Annotated in this window: 21 protein-coding genes; 8 read left to right on the top strand and 13 right to left on the bottom strand. The window is 70.0% G+C overall.

The window, feature by feature from the left end:
- Positions 1–11 precede the first annotated feature (11 nt).
- Positions 12–2,972: a response regulator gene (locus AAHG09_RS21085; protein WP_342109454.1), complete on the bottom strand. Its 2,961-nt coding sequence runs from the start codon at positions 2,970–2,972 to the stop codon at positions 12–14.
- Positions 2,969–4,201: a cell division protein ZapE gene (gene zapE, locus AAHG09_RS21080; protein WP_342109453.1), complete on the bottom strand. Its 1,233-nt coding sequence runs from the start codon at positions 4,199–4,201 to the stop codon at positions 2,969–2,971. Before zapE ends, AAHG09_RS21085 begins: the two co-directional genes overlap by 4 nt.
- Positions 4,202–4,507: 306 nt before the next feature.
- Here zapE and AAHG09_RS21075 point away from each other — a divergent pair, with 306 nt between their 5' ends.
- Positions 4,508–5,107, top strand: coding sequence for a GNAT family N-acetyltransferase (locus tag AAHG09_RS21075; protein WP_342109452.1), 600 nt, complete (start codon positions 4,508–4,510; stop codon positions 5,105–5,107).
- 11 nt (positions 5,108–5,118) lie between these two features.
- Here AAHG09_RS21075 and AAHG09_RS21070 read toward each other — a convergent pair whose 3' ends face one another.
- Together AAHG09_RS21070 and AAHG09_RS21065 are read right to left on the bottom strand one after the other, a co-directional pair.
- Entirely contained in the window at positions 5,119–5,880 is a 762-nt protein-coding gene (locus AAHG09_RS21070) for a ComF family protein (protein ID WP_342109451.1), read from the bottom strand.
- A gap of 26 nt (positions 5,881–5,906) precedes the next feature.
- The gene (locus AAHG09_RS21065; RefSeq protein WP_342109450.1) at positions 5,907–6,152 is read right to left on the bottom strand and encodes a hypothetical protein; all 246 of its coding nucleotides are present in this window, start codon (positions 6,150–6,152) and stop codon (positions 5,907–5,909) included.
- A gap of 167 nt (positions 6,153–6,319) precedes the next feature.
- On the opposite strand from AAHG09_RS21065, the gene AAHG09_RS21060 reads away from it, so the two are divergent.
- Positions 6,320–7,210, top strand: a complete 891-nt coding sequence (locus tag AAHG09_RS21060) for a methyltransferase domain-containing protein (protein WP_342109532.1) — start codon at positions 6,320–6,322, stop codon at positions 7,208–7,210.
- Positions 7,207–7,569: a DUF427 domain-containing protein gene (locus AAHG09_RS21055; protein ID WP_342109449.1), complete on the top strand. Its 363-nt coding sequence runs from the start codon at positions 7,207–7,209 to the stop codon at positions 7,567–7,569. The genes AAHG09_RS21060 and AAHG09_RS21055 overlap by 4 nt, the downstream gene beginning before the upstream one ends.
- A gap of 12 nt (positions 7,570–7,581) precedes the next feature.
- Here AAHG09_RS21055 and AAHG09_RS21050 read toward each other — a convergent pair whose 3' ends face one another.
- Positions 7,582–9,075 (bottom strand): DUF6880 family protein, encoded by a 1,494-nt coding sequence (locus tag AAHG09_RS21050; protein WP_342109531.1) that lies wholly within the window; start codon positions 9,073–9,075, stop codon positions 7,582–7,584.
- 108 nt (positions 9,076–9,183) lie between these two features.
- The gene (locus AAHG09_RS21045; protein ID WP_243996681.1) at positions 9,184–9,423 is read right to left on the bottom strand and encodes a hypothetical protein; all 240 of its coding nucleotides are present in this window, start codon (positions 9,421–9,423) and stop codon (positions 9,184–9,186) included.
- 140 nt (positions 9,424–9,563) lie between these two features.
- Here AAHG09_RS21045 and AAHG09_RS21040 point away from each other — a divergent pair, with 140 nt between their 5' ends.
- The gene (locus AAHG09_RS21040) at positions 9,564–9,815 is read left to right on the top strand and encodes a hypothetical protein (protein ID WP_342109448.1); all 252 of its coding nucleotides are present in this window, start codon (positions 9,564–9,566) and stop codon (positions 9,813–9,815) included.
- Positions 9,816–9,821: 6 nt separating this feature from the next.
- Here the strand turns inward: AAHG09_RS21040 and fabI are convergent, their stop codons facing one another.
- The 3 genes from fabI to fabA form a co-directional block, all read right to left on the bottom strand.
- The gene (gene fabI, locus AAHG09_RS21035) at positions 9,822–10,652 is read right to left on the bottom strand and encodes an enoyl-ACP reductase FabI (RefSeq protein ID WP_342109447.1); all 831 of its coding nucleotides are present in this window, start codon (positions 10,650–10,652) and stop codon (positions 9,822–9,824) included.
- Positions 10,653–11,017: 365 nt separating this feature from the next.
- Positions 11,018–12,244, bottom strand: coding sequence for a beta-ketoacyl-ACP synthase I (gene fabB / locus AAHG09_RS21030; RefSeq protein WP_342109446.1), 1,227 nt, complete (start codon positions 12,242–12,244; stop codon positions 11,018–11,020).
- 140 nt (positions 12,245–12,384) lie between these two features.
- Positions 12,385–12,921, bottom strand: coding sequence for a bifunctional 3-hydroxydecanoyl-ACP dehydratase/trans-2-decenoyl-ACP isomerase (gene fabA / locus AAHG09_RS21025; protein ID WP_342109445.1), 537 nt, complete (start codon positions 12,919–12,921; stop codon positions 12,385–12,387).
- Positions 12,922–13,177: 256 nt separating this feature from the next.
- Here fabA and irr point away from each other — a divergent pair, with 256 nt between their 5' ends.
- Entirely contained in the window at positions 13,178–13,693 is a 516-nt protein-coding gene (irr, locus tag AAHG09_RS21020) for a Fur family transcriptional regulator Irr (RefSeq protein ID WP_342109444.1), read from the top strand.
- A gap of 200 nt (positions 13,694–13,893) precedes the next feature.
- Here irr and AAHG09_RS21015 read toward each other — a convergent pair whose 3' ends face one another.
- The gene (locus AAHG09_RS21015; protein WP_342109443.1) at positions 13,894–14,457 is read right to left on the bottom strand and encodes an SH3 domain-containing protein; all 564 of its coding nucleotides are present in this window, start codon (positions 14,455–14,457) and stop codon (positions 13,894–13,896) included.
- 251 nt (positions 14,458–14,708) lie between these two features.
- On the opposite strand from AAHG09_RS21015, the gene AAHG09_RS21010 reads away from it, so the two are divergent.
- Entirely contained in the window at positions 14,709–15,707 is a 999-nt protein-coding gene (locus tag AAHG09_RS21010; RefSeq protein ID WP_342109442.1) for a 2-hydroxyacid dehydrogenase, read from the top strand.
- A 10-nt stretch (positions 15,708–15,717) separates the two neighbouring features.
- On the opposite strand, the gene AAHG09_RS21005 is transcribed toward AAHG09_RS21010, so the two are convergent.
- Together AAHG09_RS21005 and AAHG09_RS21000 are read right to left on the bottom strand one after the other, a co-directional pair.
- The gene (locus tag AAHG09_RS21005) at positions 15,718–16,344 is read right to left on the bottom strand and encodes a Crp/Fnr family transcriptional regulator (RefSeq protein WP_342109441.1); all 627 of its coding nucleotides are present in this window, start codon (positions 16,342–16,344) and stop codon (positions 15,718–15,720) included.
- A 90-nt stretch (positions 16,345–16,434) separates the two neighbouring features.
- Positions 16,435–17,721: a flavin monoamine oxidase family protein gene (locus tag AAHG09_RS21000; RefSeq protein ID WP_342109440.1), complete on the bottom strand. Its 1,287-nt coding sequence runs from the start codon at positions 17,719–17,721 to the stop codon at positions 16,435–16,437.
- Between the two features lie 177 nt (positions 17,722–17,898).
- On the opposite strand from AAHG09_RS21000, the gene AAHG09_RS20995 reads away from it, so the two are divergent.
- Positions 17,899–18,609, top strand: coding sequence for a sulfate transporter family protein (locus AAHG09_RS20995; protein ID WP_342109439.1), 711 nt, complete (start codon positions 17,899–17,901; stop codon positions 18,607–18,609).
- An 87-nt stretch (positions 18,610–18,696) separates the two neighbouring features.
- Complete coding sequence (locus tag AAHG09_RS20990; RefSeq protein ID WP_342109438.1) at positions 18,697–19,968, top strand: efflux RND transporter periplasmic adaptor subunit; 1,272 nt, start codon at positions 18,697–18,699, stop codon at positions 19,966–19,968.
- Positions 19,969–20,243: 275 nt separating this feature from the next.
- Here the strand turns inward: AAHG09_RS20990 and AAHG09_RS20985 are convergent, their stop codons facing one another.
- Entirely contained in the window at positions 20,244–20,561 is a 318-nt protein-coding gene (locus tag AAHG09_RS20985; RefSeq protein ID WP_342109437.1) for a cupredoxin domain-containing protein, read from the bottom strand.
- Between the last annotated feature and the right edge of the window lie 201 nt (positions 20,562–20,762).

The following is a 20,762-nucleotide window of genomic DNA, read 5'->3' as shown; positions in this document are numbered from 1 at the left end:
GCGGGAAACGATCAGGCCGCGTCGGCGTGCGCCGGCAGCAGCGCGCGCAACTCGCGGACGAGTTCGCCGAGCCCGGTCTTACCCTTGGCGAGGACCCGATCGGCCTGACCGGCCAGACGTCGCCGATCCTCCGCGGTGATGTCCTTGGCGGTGAGCACCACCACCGGCACGTCGCGCCAATCCGGGCGCTCCCGTAGCAGGCGCAGGAAGGTGAAGCCGTCCATCTCCGGCATCATCAGGTCGAGGAGGATCAGCCCCGGCCGCGCCTCCGCCACGCGATCCAGCGCCTGGGCACCGTTCTCGGCCTCGCAGATCGGAAAGCCCTCGCGCTGCAGGTAGGCGCAGATATGCGCGCGAACATCCGCCTCGTCCTCCACCACCAGGATCGGGCCCTCGCCGCCCGCCGGCCGGAACCGGTCGACGATCTGGCGCAGGTTGCCCCAGTCGATCGGCTTCTGGAGATAGTCGGTCGCGCCGAGCGAGAAGGCGAAGTTCTGCTCGTCGAGGATCGTCACCATCACGATCGGCGTCGCTCCGATCTCGGGGTCGGCCCGCAGCGCCCGCAGCACGTCCCACCCGTCCATCTGCGGCATGGTCACGTCGAGCAGCACCGCCCGCGGCCGGAGGCTCCGGGCCAGCTCGAGGCCCCGCCGCCCATCCTCGGCGACCGTCACCGAGAACCCCTCGCGCTCCAGGAACCGGGCGAGCAGGTCGCGGGTCGCGGCATCGTCGTCGATCACCAGAACGGCGTTGCGGTCGGGGAGGATCGCGCCGGTTTTCTCGGGGACCGCGAGGTCCGCGCCCGCAACGCGCAGCGGCAGGGTGAGCGTGAAGGTCGTGCCCTCCCCTTCCCGGCTCGCCACCGTGATCCCGCCGCCGAGCATCTCGGCGAAGGCCCGGGTGATGGCCAGCCCCAGGCCGGTGCCGCCGAAGCGCCGCGTGGTCGAGGCGTCGGCCTGGGTGAAGCGCTCGAACAGCTTGCCGACCTGCTCGGCATTCATGCCGATGCCGGTATCGACGACATCGAAGCGCAGCGCGTCGCCGGCGCGGGCGACCGCCAGGGTGATGCGGCCGTTCTCGGTGAACTTCGCGGCGTTGCTGAGCAGGTTGATCAGGCACTGACGCACCTTGGTGACGTCGGTATGGGCGGTGCCGAGGTCGTCGGCCAGATCGAGCGCCAGGCTGTTGCCCTTCTTGGCGATCAGACCCTCCACGGTCGTGGCGACGTCGCGCACCACGGCGGCGACCTCGAAATCCTCGGCGTAGATCTCGATCCGGTCGGCTTCGATCTTCGAAATGTCGAGGACGTCGTTGATCAGGCCGAGAAGATGGCGGGCATTCGACTCGATCTTCTTCATGTCGGCGATCAGCGCGGCCTCGCCGAGGTCTTCGAGCTCCTCCTGCACCATCTCGGAATAACCGATCACCGCGGAGAGCGGCGTGCGCAGCTCGTGGCTCATGTTGGCCAGGAACTGGCTCTTGGCGGTGTTGGCCGCCTCGGCGGCCGCGCGGGCGGCCTCGATCGCGGCTTCCGCCTCCTTCCGCTCGGTGATGTCGGTATGCGTGCCTACCCACTCGCGCAGGGTGCCGTCGGATTCGAGGATCGGCACGGCGCGGACGCTCATGTGCCGGTAGGCGCCGGAGGCGGCGCGGAGCCGGTGCTCCGTGACGTAGGGCTGCAGGGTTGCGACCGCCTTCGACCAGGCGATCCGGGTGTGCTCCCGGTCCTCGGGATGGACGGCGTCGAGGAAGCCGAGGCCGGCATAGGCCGCCTCGTCCTGCCCGGTGAACCGGCTCCAGGTGGTTTGCCGGCGCTGGAGGCTGCCCTCGGGATTCGCGGTCCAGACGATCGCCGCGGTGGCCTCGATCAGCGACCGGAAACGCTCCTCGCTGCGGCGCAGCCGGGCCTCCGCCAAGTGGCGGATCGTCTCGTCGACCACGACGAGGCCGACACCCTCGACGGCCTGTTCGGCCGTACCCGACCCGGCGTCGGTGCCGCGCAGCGGGTAGAAGCTCATTGAGAACTGGCGCAATCCGCCCGGCGCCGAGGGAGTCGGGACCGCCACCGGCACGTTGGGCGAAACCAGACCCTCCTTGAGGGCCGCGGCCAGCTTTGGCGCCAGCTCCTCGCGGAGCGTCGGCAGCATCGCCCAGATCGGTGCCCCGAGATCGGCCCCGAACCCGCGCTCGCTCATCGTGGCGAGCGCGCGGTTCATGTGGCGGATCTGCAGGTCGCGGTCGAGGAAGCCCAGCCCGACAGGGGCGTTCGCCAGCACGCCGTCGAGGAGCCGCGACATGCGCAGCGATTCCTGGCGCCGCACGAGGGCGAGGCGGGCGAGCAGCAGAATGGCGCCGAGCGCCGAGATTCCGGACAGCAGGAACAGGATCAAGCCGCGCCGATGCGTCCGAACCTGAAGCGCGGCGAGGTCGGCGGCGGCGACGTCCTGGCGGGCGGCGGCCTCCATGCGGATCGCGTCCATCAGGCGCTTGCCCTCGCCCGTCCGGACGAGATCAGTCGCCGCGTCGAAGCCCTGCGCGCGGCGCGCCGCGATGACCCGGGTGGCGAAATCCCGCTTCTGCGCGATCAGGCCCGCGAGCGAGGCGCCGCCGGCGCGGACCGGCTCCTGCGCGGCCGAACCGAGGCTCGCCAGCTCGGCCTCGATCCTCGGCAGGGCGGCCGTGTAGGGCGCGAGGTATTCCTCGCTGCCGACCAGCACGAAGCCGCGCTCGGACGTCTCCAGGTCCTTCACCTCGGAGATCAGGCGCTCGACATCGGCGATGACGGCGTTGGCGCGGGCGGTGGCCGCGCGGTCGGACTCGCCGGACAGGTAGTTCGCCGTGCCGGCCGCCAGGGCCATGATGAGCAGAGCGAAGGCGGCGGGCGAGCTCAAAAGCGGCCCCAACGGTCCGGCAGCGCGCCAGTTGCGCCGCCGCAGGCGGAAGATCGATCCGATCCCAGGGCGCGCGTTCATGTCTCGACCAAGCCCGTGCTCGCCCCTGACGCTTCCGAATCCGGTTTGCCGTGCGGCATCGCGAGGTATTCCCGCGAGCGCATCTCGATCAGGCGGGAGACAGTCCGATCGAACTCGAAGGCCTCCCGGCCGGTCTGGGCGGTGTAGAGGTCCTGCGCCTCGGCCTCCGCGGAGGCCACGAGCTTCACGTGCCGATCGTAGAGCGTGTCGATCAGCGTGATGAAGCGCTTGGCCTCGTTGCGCTCGGCCTCGGCCATCACCGGGATCCCGTCGAGGAGGATCGTGTGATAGGCGCGGGCCAGGGCCATGTAGTCGGAGGCGCCGAGCGGCTTCCGGCAGAGATCGTCGAAGCCGAAGCGCGCCACGCCGCCGGCCGCCTCGGGGATTTCGACATCCCGCCCGTGGACCGTCACGGTCGCCGGCCGGCCCTTCGCCTTGCCGGTGAGCCCCCTGAAGGCGGCATCGAGGGCGGCGCGGGCTTCGGGCCCGGCCGGCACGTGATACACGGCCGCCCCGCCGAGCTTCTCCAGCCGGAAATCGGTGCGGGAATCCAGGCGGAGCACCTCGACCCGCTCCTTCAGCGTCTCGATGAAGGGCAGGAACAGGGCCCGGTTGAGTCCGCCCTCGTAGAGCCGATCCGGCTCGACGTTCGAGGTCGCCACGACGGTCACGCCCCGCCGGAACAGGTGGCCGAACAGCCGGCCCAGGATCATCGCGTCGGCGATGTCGGTCACCGTGAACTCGTCGAAGCACAGGAGGGTCGCCTCGTCGGCGAGCTGGTCGGCCACGGGTCCGATCGGGTCATCGCCCTTGACGGTGCCGGCTTTCAGCGCCTGGCGATAGGCGTGGATCCGCTCGTGCGCGTCGGCCATGAAGCCGTGGAAGTGGACGCGCCGCTTCGGCTCGGGCGCAGCCTCGTGGAACAGGTCCATCAGCATCGTCTTGCCGCGCCCGACCGAGCCCCAGATGTAGAGCCCGCGCGGCGTTTCGGCCTCGTCCTTCCGGCGGAACAGCCAGCCCAACGCGCTGGTCTTGCTGGCGCGCTTGCGGCGCTGGAGATCCTGGATCAGCCGATCGAGACCGCGGACGAGGCGGGCCTGCGCCGGATCCCGCTCGATCGCCCCCGTTGTGACGAGGGCCTCGTAGCGCTCGTGCACGGGCCCCGGCGAAACGGCCCCGGCGCGCGCCTCCGGCGATGGCGTGGTCTGCAGGCCGGATCTCTCGTTCACGCCGCTGGTCCCTCGCAGCCCTCTGTCGCGCCGTCCCGGCGCCCGCCCGCATCGCGAAAACCGACGGTCCGTGCCCTCCCCTGTGCCGGGGAAGGCCAAGGTGAATCAAGTCCGGGGCGCGGATCCGGTCGTGACAGCGACGGGGCGATTACAAGGATCGGCGGGTCCGCGCTTGGTGGCGGCACGCATGGCCGACCCCGCACTTTGCTGCATTGCACAACTGCCGGGGGGATGCGAAATCCCCGATGATTCTTGGGAGGGACGTCCGGAATTTCTGCGCGCGAGCGCTCAGACCGGAGACCCAACATGGCCGTTTTAGCGCGCGACGAACCGGTCCGCACCGTGAGGCGGTTGTGGCCGGCGGACCGCGATGCGGTGCTCGACTACTTCCTCCGCCTGGATCCCGAGACCCGGGCGAGCCGCTTCATGGGCAATGTCAGCGAGGCGGGCGTGCGGGCCTATGCCGCGCAGGCCGTCACCTCGGACGGTCTCATGTACGGCGCCTTCGTGGACCGCGTGCTTCGCGGGCTCGGCGAATTGCGGCCGATGGGGCCGTGCCCGTCCCGCTACATGCTGGGCCCGCAGGCCGAGGCTGCCTTCGCGGTGGAGCGTGCCTTCCGCCGCCGCGGGCTCGGGGCCGACCTGTTCGCGCGGATCGCCCGGGCGGCGCGCCACCGCGGCGTGGTCGATCTGCACGTGCGCTGCCTGTCCGGGAACGGGCCGATGCTTCGGCTCGCGGCGAAGCATGGGGCCGCCCTCCAGCATGCCGGCAGCGAGATCGACGGCGCCCTCCATCTGGAGAGCCCCACGCCGTTCTCGCTCTGGTACGAGGGCATCGCCGAGGCGTTCGATTTCAGCCTGGCGGTCAGCTTCCCGAACCGGTCCGGATCCGGCACCGCGGCCTGAGACCACGTCGCTCAGCCGATCGGATCGCCCACCAGCGCGAAGGTCAGGAGATCGACGGAGGCCGCCCCACCGCGCAGGAGTGCCCGGGCGGCGGCGTTGCCGGTGGCGCCGGTCGTGGTGACGTCATCGACGAGCAGGACCCGGCGTCCGCGGATTCGAGCGGCTTCGGCGGGCGGCACACGGAAGGCGCCGCGCAGGTTCTCGGCCCGGGCGGCACGACTCAGCCCGACCTGCGAGCGTGTCGGCCGAATCCGTTCGAGCGCAGTCGGGACAAACGGGAGCGCCGCGGCCGCGGCGATCGTCCGACCCAGCAAGGCGGCTTGGTTGAATCGGCGGCGCCAGAGGCGGGCGCGGTGGAGCGGAACCGGCACGAGGCACTCGGCCTCGGCGATCAGGGCGCGCCCGCTCGCGCTCATCATCCGGGCCATGACCTTTGCGAGATCGAGGCGGTCCTCGTATTTGAGGCGGTGGATCAAGCGCCGCGCCTCCCCGTCATAGAGTGCCACGGCCCGGCAGCGGTCGAAGACGGGCGGGTCGGCGATGGCCCGGGGCGAGAGCAGCGGGCCGATGCCGAGATCGACCGCGAAGGGGGTTCCGTATCGCGGGCAGACCGGCTCTTCGATCAGGCGCAGGCCGGACCAGCAGTTCGGGCACAGGGCGCCGGGATCGGCCGTCGCCGCACCGCAGCCCGAGCAGGTCGGCGGGTAGATCAACGACAAAGCCCCGCGCGGAATCCCGCGCAGGGCCGCGGCGACCGTTTGGATCGCCGTCATCCTGACCGTGGCTCGGTCAGCCGAACTTACTGGGCCGAGACGGGCCGCGCCTGCGGCCCCATCTGCTGCTGATCCATCTGACGGGCGCGGGCATTGGCCCGGTGGCGGCCGATGGCGCAGCCGGCGGCGGCGCCGACGAGGCCGTGATGCCCGGCGTAATGGCCGGCGATGCCGCCGACGATCGCGCCCTTGATGCAGCCCTTGGCCTCGGCGCCGCCCGCGGCGGTGAGGGCGGCGAGGGCGATTGTGGCTCCGAGGAGGGTGCGCTTCATGGTGACTTCTCCCGATCAATCTCGGCCATACGGCCAGCTGGAGCAGCAACAGCGCGACTGCCGAGTCGTTCCGGCCCTCCAGCGTACCTCACGAATCCGTGCATGCGCGGCGGCATCATGCCCTCGGGGTGCTGGCGGGAAGCCGTCGTGTGCGCCATCTGCGCGGGATGGATTCCTCCGCCACCCTGTTCGATACGGCCATCGCCCGGCTGCGGCTCGCCCGGGCCGTCCGGAGCGGCTACGCCGGCTTCCTCTTCGACCGGCTTGCCGAGGATCTGGACGACCGGCTGGGCGCCGTGCTGCGCAGCTTCTCGACTGTGCTGGATCTCGCCACGCCGATCCCGGTCGCCGCACCGATCCTCGGACGCCGCTATCCGCAGGCGCAACATATCCGGCTCGCACCGCTGCCCGAGACAGGCGGCGACCGGATCGTCGGCGATCCGGAATTGCTGCCGCTGGCGCCCGAAAGCCTCGACCTCGCCGTCTCGCTGCTCGCCCTGCACGGCGTGAACGACCTCCCGGGTACCTTGATCCAGCTCCGCCGCGCCCTGCGGCCGGACGGTCTGTTCGTCGGATGCCTGCTCGGCGGCGCCACCCTCACTGAGCTGCGCCAGAGCTTCGGGCAGGCCGAGAGCGAGATCGAGGGCGGCATCAGCCCCCGGGTGGCGCCCTTCGCGGCCGTTCGCGAGGCGGGTGCCCTGCTGCAGCGGGCGGGCTTCGCGCTCCCGGTGGCCGACACCGACATGCTGACGGTGCGCTACGCGGATCCTTTCAGCCTGATGCGCGACCTGCGCGCCATGGGCATGACCAACGCCCTGACCGAGCGGCGGCGCACGCCCCTGCGGCGTGCCACCCTGTTGCGTGCCGCCCAGATCTACGCGGAGCGCTTCTCGGATCCGGACGGGCGCGTGCGCGCGACTTTCGAGGTGCTGTGGCTCTCGGGCTGGGTGCCGCACGCCAGTCAGCAGAAGCCGTTGCGGCCGGGCAGCGCCAAATCGCGCCTGGCCGATGCCCTCGGAACGATCGAGCTGAAGCCGGAGGAACCAGGATCGCCATGAAGATACCCGGACCCGATCACCCCATCACCATCACGCCGGAGCCGCGCCGCGTCCGCGTCGTGGTGGCCGGCACCGTCGTAGCGGAGACGCGCGACGCCCTGCGGCTGGAGGAGGCAAGCTACCCGCCTGTCTTCTACGTGCCCCGCCGCGACACGCACGCCGCGTTCTTCAAGCCGTCGGCGCGAACCAGCCACTGCCCCTACAAGGGCGATGCGCGCTATTTCGATCTCGACGTGGCTGGAACGCGGCGGCCCGACGCGGTCTGGAGCTACGAAGCGCCCTATCCCGCGGTCGCGGCGATCCGCGACTGTGTGGCGTTCTATCCGGATCGGGTCGACGCCATCGACGTGACGGACTGATCGCCGCGGGGCTCAGGTTCGAACCAGGGACCAGAAGCCGGACTTGCGTCCGTGCTGCTGCCGAAGCTTCGCGCGGTAACCTTCGGCATCCGGCGCGATCGCATCGACATCGAGCCGTGGCGCCAAGCCGTCGAGTTCCGCGAGGTAGCGCGCCGCGTGCGGGTAAGCCGGGCTGCGGCCGTAATCGAGGATCCCGTCGATCAGCCGCCGGTACAGGATGACGGCGGCCAGGGGATGGTCCTGGGCCAGAACCTCGGCGGCCGGTGCCAGGATGGCGTAGCGCAGGCTTCCATCCCAGATCGCCGGCCGATCGGTCACCAGCCGTGCGGCACGGCGCAAATCCGGCCACGCCGTCAGGAAGGCGAGCGCCCGGTGGTGATCGGGGAAGGCGGCGGCATGGTCGAGGGCGCGGTGGAGCGCCTCCTCGTCCTCGAAATCCGGCAGCTTGGCGAGGAAGCCCCGCAGCATCGGCGCATCGAGCTCCTGCTCGAATCGCTTCCAGCGCAGATCCTGCGCCTCCGCGCCCCGGTCGAGCGCGTCGAGGATGTCGATTTCCACGACCAGCCGCTCGCGCTCGGGGATCCGCGGATCGAAGAAAGCGATCAGGTCTTCCCGCGTCGTCGCCCGGCGTTTGTCGGGATCCTGCTTGCGCCGGATCCAATCCAGGGCGTCCTGCGCGCGGCCCGCGCCGAGCAGGCGCCGGGCGATCTCCGCTTGGTTCTCGGCCCCGGGGTCGATCTCGCTCTCGAGGGCCAAGTAGGCGTCCGGGTCGCCCCGGCGGTCGGCGATGGCCTGTCGCAGGCGCAGGATCGCGCTGCGATTGTCGAGGCGGTAGCGGGCAGAGTGCGTGCGCCTGTTCCGGTCGGCCTCGGAGCGCCTTGCCGCCTCGGCGAGGCGACTATCGATCTCCGCAAGGGCGTCCACCGCGAGCACCGAGACCATCTCGCTCAGGAGCGCACCGAGCGGCCCCGACGGATCATCCGTGAAGGGACCTACGAGACTCAAGGCGACGCCGGCTGCAGCAACGGGCGGTAATGCGCCCGCGATCTCGACGAACCCCGCGGCGGCGCGGTCGAAGATACCCTGGATCGCGCCGTTCCCGTCGTCGACCCGGTCCAGCACCGCGTCGGCATCGTCGAGGAACCGGCGGAGACGGTCGAGGGCCGCCGCGGGATCGAGCGGGCGCAATTCATCGAGGATGATCGTGACGAGGGCGGTGAGATCGGCCGCGAAGGCCCGGCGCCGCTGCCAGTCGATGTAGCTCTCGGCCCCTTCGAGCGCCGTCAAGCGCCGGTCGATGATCGCCGCGACGGCCTCCGGACCTTGGAGCGAGGCCAGCGCCGCCGTCACGAGCTTCTTGAAGCCGGCGTTGCGCGCCGTCTCGCCGAGGATGAGGCCGATCAGCCGGTCGGTTCCGAGCGCCGCGAGCGTCTCGGGCGACGGCGTGGTGCGCCGCGCGCCCTTTGGGAGAGCCGGTGCCTTCGTCGACGGCGTCTTCGACGGCACCTTGGCTGACGGCGCCTTTGTTGACGGGGCGTTGCCCTTCACCGCACGCGTTCGCGCCACGACCGCTCCTGTCGATGTGCGCGAATCCGCACGCCGCCCCGCCGAGATCTACTCGACGACCTTGGCGCGCGGCCGGTCGCTACCCTGGGCGGTCTCGTCGTGCCAGCCGCCGGCCTGATCCTGGTAGCGGATCCCCTCCGTCGAGCCCGGCACCTGCTGCTCGGCCGCCGCCGCCTGAGCCGCCTGCAGCGCCTCCTCCCGGCTCGGGAAGGTCTCGGAGAAGACGTCGCCGACCTTGTAGGCGAAGCCGCCGTCATGCTCGACGATGCGATAGGTAACCTCAGACATTACGCCTCCTGTACGCGCCCGTTCTCGTTGAGCGCGAACCCGCCGGATGCGCCACGGTTCCAGGCGTGTTCTCGCATCGGCCTCCGATCCGCCGGAAAGTGCCGCTAAGGCCGTCGGATCCCATTGGCGCCACGACGAACATGCAGCTCAGAACGATCCTCGCCCTGACGCTCCTGCTGGCGGCGCGACCGGCCAGCGCCGAGGACGGCTTCTTCGACAAGCTGTTCGGCGGTTCCTCGCGGGGGGCGCCGCCCAATCCCTTCGCGTCGAACTATCCGTCGGCGCCGCCCACGGCCGATGACATTCGGGCCGAGCGCCAACGGCGCGCCGGCCGCGGCGAGCGCGGGACGCATTCCGCGCCGCTGCCGCCGGGGCGCATCCCCGAGGAGTGACGTGGATCAGGAATCGCCGACGACGCCGGCCGCATCCTGTGCCTGGAGCACGTCCGGGCGTGGCATCGAGATGATGTTGTAGCCGGCATCTACGAAGTGGACCTCGCCGGTGACGCCACCGGACAGCGGCGACAGCAGGTAGAGGGCCGAGCCGCCGACATCCTCCAGGCTAACCGTGCGCCGCAGCGGGGCATGGGCGCGCTGGTGGTTGAACATCAGCCGCGCGTCGGCGATCCCGGCGCCGGCCAGCGTGCGCATCGGGCCGGCCGAAAGGGCGTTCACGCGGATCCCATCGGGACCCAGGTCGCCGGCGAGGTAGCGCACCGACGCTTCAAGCGCCGCCTTGGCCACGCCCATCACGTTGTAGTTCGGCATGACACGCGTCGCGCCACCGTAGGTGAGCGTCAGCAGGGAGCCGCCCGGCTTCATCCGCTTGGCCGCGCGCTGGGCGATCTCCGTGAAGGAGAAGCACGAGATCGTCATCGTGCGCACGAAATTCTCGCGCGTGGTGACGTCGACGTAGCGGCCCTTCAGCTGCGCCTTGTCGGAGAAGCCGATGGCGTGGACCACGAAGTCGAGCCCGCCGTCGAACCGCGCGTCGAGCGCCTCGAAGGTGGCGTCCACCGAGCGCAGATCCTCGACGTCGCAGGGCAGGACGATGTCCGAATCGAGCTGGGCGGCCAGAGGCGTCACACGCCGGCCCAGCGCCTCGCCCTGATACGTGAAGGCGAGTTGGGCGCCCTCGGCATGCAGGGCCTTGGCAATGCCCCAGGCGATCGAGTGATCGTTGGCGACACCCATGATCAGGCCGCGCCTGCCCGCCATCAAACCCGTCATGCCGACCTTATCCTGAACGAGCCCGCCGCGCCCGGACGGCCGGGCCGGGTCGCGATGCGCTCGACCGAACCGCGACAGGGTGCCTTAGCGCGCCTCGCCCCACGCTCCAAACGTGCCGACGCTTCGCGGCGAATAAAAAAAGCCCCACCTCACGGCGGGGCACTCAGATTTCTGCAGACCGCGTCAGAAGTGGCCGTCGGTCTGCGCTCTGGCGTCTTCGAGCAGCGCCTGTTTGGCGTAGATCGCCGCGCATCCGGCGATCATCAATCCGCTCAGCGTTCCGAGGAGAAATGTCCCCATGGCCCCCACCAAATCTCAACGCCCGGTAAACGCCGACCGCGCCTGAGGGGTTCCGGCAGGCCCGGTCAGGCGTCAACGTGCTTCAACACCAGCGTCGCGTTGGTGCCGCCGAACCCGAAGGAATTCGTCAGCACGTGGCCAAGCTTGGCATCGTCCCGGCGCTTCCGCAGGATCGGCATGTCGGCGAAGGCCGGATCGAGCTCATCGATATGCGCGCTCTCGCAGATGAAGCCGTTGTTCATCATCAGGAGGCTGTAGATCGCCTCCTGAACGCCGGTGGCACCCAGGGAATGGCCGGTCAGCGACTTCGTGGCGGCGATCGGCGGGCAGGCCTCGCCCCGGCCGAACACCTCGCGAATCGCCTCGATCTCCTTCTCGTCGCCCACCGGCGTCGAAGTCGCGTGCGGGTTGATGTAGTCGATCCGCGCGCCCTTGAGCCCCTCGATCGCCTGACGCATGCAGCGCATCGCGCCCTCGCCCGACGGCGCCACCATGTCGTGCCCGTCCGAGGTCGCGCCATAGCCGGCGATCTCGCCGTAGATCCGCGCGCCGCGCGCCTTGGCGTGCTCTAGCTCCTCCAGCACGAGGACGCCCGCGCCGCCCGCGATCACGAAGCCGTCGCGGTTCGCATCGTAGGCGCGCGAGGCCCGGGCCGGGGTGTCGTTGTATTTCGACGACATGGCGCCCATGGCGTCGAACAGCACCGAGAGGGTCCAATCGAGATCCTCGCAGCCGCCCGCGAAGATGATGTCCTGCCGGCCGCCCTGGATGATCTCGGCGGCGTTGCCGATGCAATGGTTCGACGTCGCGCAGGCCGACGAGATCGAGTAGTTCACGCCGCGGATCTTGAACCACGTGGCGAGGGTCGCCGAGGCGGTCGACGACATCGCCTTGGGCACCGCGAACGGGCCGATGCGCTTCGGGCCCTTGTCGCGGGCCGTCGCGGCGGCATCCACGATCACCCGGGTCGAGGGACCGCCCGAGCCCATGATGATGCCGGTACGGGCGTTCGAGATATCGCCCGCCTCCAGCCCCGCATCGGCGATCGCCTGATCCATGGCGACGTGGTTCCAAGCGGTGCCGCCGCCGTGGAAGCGCATGGCGCGCCGGTCCACCACGCCCTCCGGATCGAGGCTCGGCGCGCCGGAGACTTGGCTGCGGAAGCCATGCTCGGCGTAGCTGGCGTCGCGCGCGATGCCCGAGCGGGCTTCGCGCAGGGAGGCCAGCACCTCTTGCGTGTTGTTGCCGATGGACGAGACGATGCCCATCCCGGTGATGACGACACGGCGCATGATGGTGACGATACCTCCGTCGCGGCGTCGCTCGTCCGCGCCGCGTCCCGGTCAGCTAAGATGACGCGGCCACAATCTCAACCGCCGAAACCGTCCGGCGTTGCAGCCGAGCTTGCGAGCGCGCCGTCGAAACGGCGTCTTCAGCTCTGGAACAGGCCGACGCGCATGTCCTGGACCTGGTAGACCCGTTCGCCGTCCGCTTCCAGCCAGCCGTCGCCGATCCCGAGCACGAGCTTGCCCTGCCGGACGCGCTTGACGTCGACATTGTAGACGACCCGCCTCATCGTGGGCAGCACTTGGCCGGCGAGCTTCACCTCGCCGACGCCCAGCGCCCGGCCGCGGCCGGGCGAGCCCAGCCAGCCGAGATGGAAGCCGAGCATCTGCCACAGGGCGTCGAGCCCCAGGCAGCCGGGCATCACGGGGTCGCCCTGGAAATGGCAGGAGAAGAACCAAAGGTCCGGGCGGATGTCGAGTTCCGCGGTCACATGGCCCTTGCCGTGGGCGCCCCCGTCGGTGGCGATCGACGTGATCCGATCGAACATCAGCATCGGCGGCAGGGGCAGCTGCGCGTTTCCGGCTCCGAAGAGTTCGCCCCGCCCGCAGGCCAGGAGATCCTCGTAGGAATAATGCGAGCGGCGGCTCGCGTTCGGCGCAGAGGTGTCGGCGTCTGACGGCATTGCGTGGGCTGTTTCCTCGGATTTCGGATGCGATTGCGTGCGGGCGGACCGAAACGCGCGGGCGCCGGCAAACGGTCGGGTGACGATCCTCACCCTGCTCTGGCGCGCGGGTTAGCACGGGGCGGTGCGCGTTCAAAGCCATCGTCCGCCGGCCGGGCCTGTGCGGTGCGGCGACGCTCGGGTTGCGACCACATGGCCAGTTCCATATACTGAGTGGAATCTTCGTCAGGCCCCTCGTCGAGCGTTCAGTCCAGCGATGTCCGAACCGGTGCCATTTCAGGCCGTCTTCAACGGGCGGGTCCCGATGCCTCAGCTGGAGGCAAACGGGACTCCGCGCCGCGGCTGCCCCCTCTCCGACCTGCGCGACCGTCTGCGCCGGGCCGGCCTGCGGCCGACGCGGCAGCGCCTGTCCCTGGGCTGGCTCCTGTTCGGCCGGGGTGACCGCCATCTGACCGCCGAGATGCTCTACGACGAGGCGATGCGCGCCAAGGTGCCGGTCTCCCTGGCGACGGTCTACAACACCCTGCATCAGTTCACCGAGGCCGGGCTGCTGCGCCAGCTCGCGCTCGACGGGTCGAAGGCGTATTTCGACACGAACCCGAGTGAGCACCACCACTTCTACCTGGAGGACGAGAGCCAGGTGATCGACATGCCCGATTGCGGCATCACGGTCGATTCGCTCCCCGAGGCGCCCGAGGGCATGGAGATCGCCGGCGTCGAGGTGATCGTCCGCCTGCGTCGCACCCGGCCGAACGCGCGCCGTCAGGGCTGAACCGGCGGCCCAAACCGCAAACCTATCGACGAGGCCCGGCATTGTCCGGGCCTTTCTTCATTGCGCGACCAGCGTTCAATCTCGGGGCGTGAAACGCGCACTCCCCCTCTCCCCGCAGGCGGGGCGAGGGGTTTAAAGCCCGGCCATCGCAAGCGCGGCGAACGATACAGCCTCCGCGTGCGTCGGCTCTGTGCGGATTTCTACTCCACGACCTCGTTCGGGTAGACGCCCCAGAGCCGGTTCTGGCGGATGTAGCCGTCGACATCCCGCTTGTTCGGAAGCGCCACGATCAGGCGGCACCACGTGCCGGTGCAGCTCTTCACGCTGCCGATCACGCCGGTCTGGAGCTTGGCCTCGTCGTCGGCGCCATCATCGGCCTTGGCGCGCAGCGAGATGGCCGCCTTCTCGATGCCCCTGTCGGGGCCCGCGTTGACGATCGCCGTCCGCCGTCCCGAGAGCAGCGAGTGCAGGACCCAGCCCTCGGTTCCCTCCGAATCGCGGATCCGGCGCCAGTTCTCGAACTCGCCGACGATCTCGACCGGCAGGCCGGCGCGCTGGAACACCCAAAGGGTGCGGTGATCCTTGGAGGGCCCCTCGCGCAGGTTGACGCGATCGGTCTTCAGACTGGCATAGCGCGGCAACGGCAGCTTGGTCACCGGGCCGATACCGGTTTCGATCGGGGCGGCGGGGGCCGCCAGCGCTTCAAGCGCGGGGCTGCCCGCCAGCAGCGCCGCCACCGCGAGGCCGAGGCGTAACACGCGCATGGTCATCTCCCTGTCCGGTCGGGCCGATGGTCGGAAACGGGCTTGTCGAAAGCGAGGCCTTATCGGCGTGTGGGCCGTGCCGGCATCCGATTGTGTTCCGGCCCACCTCTGGTAGAGAGTCCAGAGGACCGGGACAGGCTCCGGAACCGGCGCCGCGCGACCGGTCCTGTCTGGCCGAATTCGGTTAACGGACGCTTGCGCGGGGAAGTCCCACCGAGCGCCAGGGCCGCAGAGCTGACGGGGAGAGAGACGTGTCGAAGCGCAAGCCGCTGGTGGTCGTGACGCGGCGGCTGCCGGATGCCGTCGAGACGCGGATGCGCGAGCTGTTCGACGTCCGCCTCAGTTCCGACGATGCGCCCATGGCGACCGACGCGATGGCCAACGCCCTGCGCGAGGCCGATGTTCTGGTCCCCACCGTCACCGACGAGATCGATGCCGGGCTGATCGCCCAGGCCGGGCCGAACCTGCGGCTGATCGCCAATTTCGGCAACGGCGTCGACCATATCGACGTGGCGGCGGCGCTGGAGCGCGGCATCACGGTCACCAACACGCCCGGCGTGCTGACCGAGGACACCGCCGACATGACCATGGCGCTGATCCTCGCGGTGGCCCGCCGGATCACCGAGGGCGCGCGGATCATCCCGGACGACGAGTGGACCACGGGCTGGTCACCGACCTGGATGCTCGGGCGCCGCATCACCGGCAAGCGGCTGGGAATCGTTGGCATGGGCCGCATCGGCCAGGCGCTCGCCAAGCGCGCCCGGGCCTTCGGCCTGCAGGTCCACTATCACAACCGGCGCCGGGTGCCGGCCGCGATCGAGAGCGCGCTCGACGCGACCTACTGGGAATCGCTTGACCAGATGCTGGCGCGGGTCGACATCGTGTCGGTGAACTGTCCGCACACGCCCGCGACCTATCATCTGCTCTCGGCGCGCCGGCTCAAGCTGCTCAAGCCCGAGGCCGTGGTGGTGAACACCGCCCGCGGCGAGGTGATCGACGAGAACGCCCTGGCGCGTCTGATCGAGGGCGGCGAGATTTCGGCCGCCGGCCTCGACGTGTTCGAGCAGGAACCCGCCGTGAGCCCGCGCCTCGTGAAGCTCGCCCGCCAGGGCAAGGTGGTCCTGTTGCCCCATATGGGCTCGGCGACCTACGAGAGCCGCATCGACATGGGCGAGAAGGTCATCATCAACATCAAGACCTTCATGGACGGCCACCGGCCGCCGGATCGGATCCTGCCCAGCATGCTCTGACGGCGCACCGTCAGAGCGCGTCGCCGGCCACCACCTGCGGCTTGGCCATGCCCTGCACGCCCTGGAACAGGCGCTCGCTGGTCAGCCGCAGGAAGTAGAACCCGAATTCCGGATTCTGGTAGTAGAGCTGCTTGACGTCCGAATAGGACACGCAGAGGGCGTGTCCGGCCTCGACGCAGACCAGCGAGGCCGTGCGGGCGTTGCCGGGGGACAGCAGGCCCAGCTCGCCCACGATCCCGCCCGCGCGGACCTCGATCCCGACTTCGGGGATCCGGAACACGCCGCTCTCGACGTAGTACATCTCGTCGGCTGTATCGCCCTTGCGAAACACCACCTCGCCGATGCCGAACGGCCGCCGCGACCCGAACGGGCGCAGCCATTCGAGGGAGAGGTCGTTGTCGGCGGCCGTCTCGACGTCGCGGACGAGGCGCAGCATCTGCCAGAGCCGGTAAGCATTGAACGGCATCTGGATCAGCTCGGTGAGCACCACCGGCATGCTGCCGATCATGCTCCCGTAGGTGATCACCACGCAGCTCGCGCAGAGCGAGATGATCCGCAGCGGGATCATCGTGCTCATGGCGGTGGCCGAGATCGTCAGTGCCGTGCCGAGGTAACCGATCGCCTCGATCCAATCCATGGTCGCCCCCAAGCCGTTTATGGCCGGGGGATGCCCGTCCTGCCGGGCCTCGGCAAGACGTCTGGCGGGCTTCCGGCCGGGTTGCGCGCGTCAGGCTGACCCCGCGCCGAGATGCCGGGCGACCGCCTCCGCGGTGCGCGTGCCCTCGGCATAGGCCCCCCCGACCGTGCCCCATTGCTCGCGCGACAGGGCTTCCCCCGCGAACCAGACCGTGCCACCCACCGATTCGTGGAGGTATCGCCGTGCCGGCGCGTGGCCGGGCGGGACCACGGCCCAGGATCCCCGTGACCAGGGATCGTGCCGCCACGCGCTGACCGCCGGGATGCTCAGGTCGCGCAGACGATGGTGTCCGAACAGGTCGCCCAGCACTGCCCGGACGTGCCGGCGCACGCCGTCCGCCCCGGACCCGGCCGCATCCAGGGCCGCAGCCTCGTGCAGGTCGAGTTCGTAGTAGTGGAACGGCGTTCCGTCGATGCGGGTCAGCAGGCCCGGCGGTGTGCGGCGCCGGCCGTGGACCGCGGCCAGACGGTCGCGCCCACGGAACGGGCTCGACGGCCAGTGCAGCACCGCGTGCTCGTAGATCCCGGTGGAGAAGCCGTCGATGGCGGCGCGGACGGCGTTCGGCAGCGGCGGCGAGAAGGCCGGGCCGTCGCGCAGCACCATCATGGGGATGGTCACGATCAGCGCCCGCGCCCGATAGACCGCGCCACCGGCGCTCTCGACCCGGACGCGGCCACCCGACCAGTCGATCCGCGTCACCGCGGTCTCCAGCGCCACCGGCAGCCCGTCGGCGAGGCGGGCCAGATAGTTCCCGTAACCGTCCGCCAGGAAGAAGTTGTCGCTGTACTCCATGCTGGGAAAGTCGTGGAGCGAGACCTCGTCGAGCGGCCGGCCGGAGACGAGTCCGTGGACCTGCGCCACCCGTGAGCCCCAGGGCCCGAGCCCCGGCGGCAGCGCGCGCGCGGCGGGACGATCCTTCCCGGGTCGCGCGGCACCCCCGGTCATCGTCCGATCCGCGCGCGCGAAGGCGCGGGCATTGGCACGGACCTCGTCGGGGCGCCCGGGGCGGCGTCCGACCCAGACATGGCTGTCCTGCGGCGCCCGGCGCAGTCGTTCGCCGCGTGCGCGGCCCAGGGCCACCAGGGGGTTGATCGGCCCGGCATGGAGCCAGTGGGCGCCGAGATCGAGGGCGTGGCCGCGCAGGCTCACCGTCAGCGCGCGCCCACCGACCCGGTCGCGCGCCTCCAGCACCGCGACCGAGACACCCTGGGCCGCAAGCGTCCGGGCCGCGCCGATGCCCGCCGCACCGGCCCCGATGATCAGGACCTCTGGCGCCTCGGGGAGAGGCGCAAGCCGGGGCCTGTAGGCGGGGCGCAAGGGAGGATCCGCACTTCGCGGAGCAGAGAACTCTCGTGTTGCGTCCCGCACGCGTGCTCCTTGTCCCCTCACCGACCCTGTCGTCGCCGGCCCTGCGGCACGGGCAGCCTTGCGCCGCCGGCCGCCCCGCTTCACAACGCGCCCGCGCCGCGACCGGCGTCGACCGGAATACTCCCGATGCTCGTCGAGTCCGCCGCGGCAGCGTTGCGCCAGACCTTCTCGCCGCCCCTTCGGGCGATCCTCTGGAAATCGCTGGGCCTGACCTTCGGGCTCCTGGTCCTGGTCTGGCTCGGCCTGACCCGGCTGGTCCAGGCGTTCCAGGCGAGTCATCACATCTCGTCCCAGTACCCGATCCTCGACACCCTCGCCTACTACCTCGCGGGCTTCGGTCTGTTCGTAGCGCTCGCCTATCTGATGCCGGCGATCTCGATCCTCGTGGCGGGCTTCTTCCTCGACGACGCGGCCGCGATCGTCGAGCGCACCGATTTTCCGAACGACCCGCCGGGCCAAGCGATGCCGCTCGGCACCGCGATGTTCTACGCGGTCCGGTTCGCCGGGGTGACGCTGCTGGTCAACCTCGCGGCGCTCGTGATCTTCTTCGTGCCGGTGATCGGGATCGCGGCCTTCTTCAGCGCCAATGCCTATCTGCTCGCCCGGGAATATTTCGAGATGGCGGCCGCCCGGTTCAGGCCGTTGCCCGAGGCCGCCGCCATGCGCCGCGCCTTTTCGGTCCGGACGCTCAGCGCCGGCTGCCTGCTCTCGGCGATGATGGTGGTGCCGATCCTGAACCTGCTGACGCCCCTGTTCGGGATTGCCCTCATGGTCCACCTGCATAAGCGTCTGAGCGGACGCGCGCGCCTCGCGGCCCCGCGCGATCATGGCGGTTGATGCGGCCAATACCCGCTCTGGTCGGGACGGGTTTGAGCCGCTACCTTCGCCGTAGCCGGGCGGGGGCCGGGGCGGAGAGCCGACCGAATGAAGGCGCACGACGCGGCGCAGGACGTCCCCCCGCCCCCCGGCATCACGCCATTCCTGCTCGTCGCTCTCGTCGGTGCGGGGCTGATCGCCTGGGGCGCCTACGGCCACTGGCAGCGGGACGCCGAGGCGAGCGCGACGCTGGAGCGGATCAAGACCCTGGTGCCGCAGGTACGGACCGTGACGGCGGAGCGTTCCGAGGGGCCGCTCGATCTGGTTCTGCCGGGTGAGATGCAGGCCTTCACCACGGCGGCGATCGCCGCCCGGGCCACCGGCTACATCGCCGAGCGCCGCGTCGATATCGGCTCGCGGGTCAAGGCCGGCGACCTCCTCCTGCGGATCGCGGCCCCGGACCTTGATCAGCAGCTTGCCCAGGCCGAGGCGCAGGTCGGTCAGCTGAAGGCGCAGCTCCTGCAGGCACAGGCGCAGGTCGAGCAGGCCCGTGCCAGCGTCAATCTGGCCAATCTCACCAACAACCGGACCACGACGCTCGCGACGCAGGGCTGGGCCTCCCGGCAGAACGCAGACACCGCGCAGGCCGGCGTCCTGTCGCAGGCCGCGACGCTGGCGGCCGCGGAAGCCGGCGTGAAGGTCGCGACCGCCAACATCAAGTCGCAGGACGCTGTGGTCGATCGCCTGAAGGCGCTCGCCGCATTCGAGCGCGTCGTGGCGCCCTTCGACGGCGTCGTCACGACCCGCAACGTCGACGTCGGCGACCTCGTCCGGGCCGACAATGGCGGCACACCGCTCCTGAGCATCGATCAGGACAGCATCCTGCGCATCACCGTGAACGTCCCGCAGAACGACGCAGTTGGCGTCAAGCCGGGGGTGAAGGCGGTGATCACCGTGCCGCAGATCCCGGGCAAGAGCTTCGACGGCTTCGTGGAGCGCAGCTCGGTCGCCCTGAACGCCGCCTCGCGCACGCTCACGACCCAGGTGGATGTGCCCAATCCCAATCGGCAATTGCGGGCCGGGCTCTACGCCTACGTGACCCTGAAGATCCCGCGCACGGAGCCCGGGGTCTCGGTGCCCGCGGAGGCGACGATCTTCAACGCGAAGGGTCTCCAGGTCGCGCAGGTCGGCGACGACGACCGGGTGACGTGGCGGACCATCAAGGTCCGGCGGGACCTGGGACGCACCCTGGAGCTGGAATCCGGCCTCTCGGCCGACAGCCGGATCATCTACAGCCCGCCGCCGGACCTCCGGGACGGTCAGGCGATCGAACGCCTCACGGCGCCGCCGCCGGCACCGATGCGTTCGGCCCAGCGCTGAACGATTGAGAAGATCCCAGAGCGAATTCTAGTGGCGTCGCATTACGGTCCACGACCGGAAAGCCTCTGATCGGTCTTCCAACCCTCGCCCTCATCCTGAGTGCCGGGGCGCAGCGGAAGCCTTGAAGGTGTCCTTCAGATGGCCCTGCGATCCCTGGAGCCCGCCTTCGAGGCGGCTCCGCCACGCCTCAAAATGCGGGGGTTGGATGGGATCATTCTGCTATCGGGCTCTCTCGCGTCCCGCGCGCAACGCGGTCGGCAACGGCTCGAGCAGCCTCAATTCACGCGGACGACGAGCTTCATCTTCGGGTGGATGCCGCACAGCACTTGGAACGTCCCGCGCTCGGTGAAGGTGATCGGCGTGCGGCTGCCCGGTTCCTGATCGCCGGAATCGAAGTTGAATGTCTCCGATTCGACGAAGACATGATGCAGCAGGTCGCTGTCGTCGTTGACGAAGGTCACGACCTCGCCCCGGGCGACCGACAGGTTGTCGGGGTGGAACATCCGGCCTTTCTGGGAGACGGCGATGCCGGAGGCCTGGATTTGCTGGGTCACCAGCAGGCCACAGGCTGCACCGAGCGCCAGGGCCAGCACGACGGGGACCGATATCGGCAACCGCAGGGTCGCGGCGATGCGGGATACGGAAGCGAACATGTGATCACTCAGGTTGCGAGGATCAGGGTCGCACGGACTTCATTGAAAAATCATTCATCGAAAGCCGAAGTTCGATCGCATTGGCATCGATCATTCGGAGTACGACCTGTTTCGACCGTGAAGTTAAATCGAATTGATCGA

The organism is Methylobacterium guangdongense (genome assembly GCF_038442355.1).
GTDB classification, from domain to species: domain Bacteria; phylum Pseudomonadota; class Alphaproteobacteria; order Rhizobiales; family Beijerinckiaceae; genus Methylobacterium; species Methylobacterium guangdongense.
This window is presented reverse-complemented; position numbering and strand designations above follow the sequence as displayed.

Bases quoted from the DNA above. Each gene is read 5' to 3' on its own strand.
- fabA (WP_342109445.1), bottom strand. From the start codon at position 12,921: ATGCCGTCAGACGCCGACACCTCTGCGCCGAACGCGAGCCGCCGCTCG.
- AAHG09_RS21045 (WP_243996681.1), bottom strand. From the start codon at position 9,423: ATGTCTGAGGTTACCTATCGCATCGTCGAGCATGACGGCGGCTTCGCC.
- AAHG09_RS21055 (WP_342109449.1), top strand. From the start codon at position 7,207: ATGAAGATACCCGGACCCGATCACCCCATCACCATCACGCCGGAGCCG.
- AAHG09_RS21070 (WP_342109451.1), bottom strand. From the start codon at position 5,880: ATGACGGCGATCCAAACGGTCGCCGCGGCCCTGCGCGGGATTCCGCGC.
- AAHG09_RS21075 (WP_342109452.1), top strand. From the start codon at position 4,508: ATGGCCGTTTTAGCGCGCGACGAACCGGTCCGCACCGTGAGGCGGTTG.
- AAHG09_RS21065 (WP_342109450.1), bottom strand. From the start codon at position 6,152: ATGAAGCGCACCCTCCTCGGAGCCACAATCGCCCTCGCCGCCCTCACC.
- AAHG09_RS20995 (WP_342109439.1), top strand. From the start codon at position 17,899: ATGCTCGTCGAGTCCGCCGCGGCAGCGTTGCGCCAGACCTTCTCGCCG.
- AAHG09_RS21085 (WP_342109454.1), bottom strand. From the start codon at position 2,972: ATGAACGCGCGCCCTGGGATCGGATCGATCTTCCGCCTGCGGCGGCGC.
- irr (WP_342109444.1), top strand. From the start codon at position 13,178: ATGTCCGAACCGGTGCCATTTCAGGCCGTCTTCAACGGGCGGGTCCCG.
- AAHG09_RS21005 (WP_342109441.1), bottom strand. From the start codon at position 16,344: ATGGATTGGATCGAGGCGATCGGTTACCTCGGCACGGCACTGACGATC.
- AAHG09_RS21040 (WP_342109448.1), top strand. From the start codon at position 9,564: ATGCAGCTCAGAACGATCCTCGCCCTGACGCTCCTGCTGGCGGCGCGA.
- AAHG09_RS21060 (WP_342109532.1), top strand. From the start codon at position 6,320: ATGGATTCCTCCGCCACCCTGTTCGATACGGCCATCGCCCGGCTGCGG.
- fabB (WP_342109446.1), bottom strand. From the start codon at position 12,244: ATGCGCCGTGTCGTCATCACCGGGATGGGCATCGTCTCGTCCATCGGC.
- AAHG09_RS20990 (WP_342109438.1), top strand. From the start codon at position 18,697: ATGAAGGCGCACGACGCGGCGCAGGACGTCCCCCCGCCCCCCGGCATC.
- fabI (WP_342109447.1), bottom strand. From the start codon at position 10,652: ATGACGGGTTTGATGGCGGGCAGGCGCGGCCTGATCATGGGTGTCGCC.
- AAHG09_RS21015 (WP_342109443.1), bottom strand. From the start codon at position 14,457: ATGCGCGTGTTACGCCTCGGCCTCGCGGTGGCGGCGCTGCTGGCGGGC.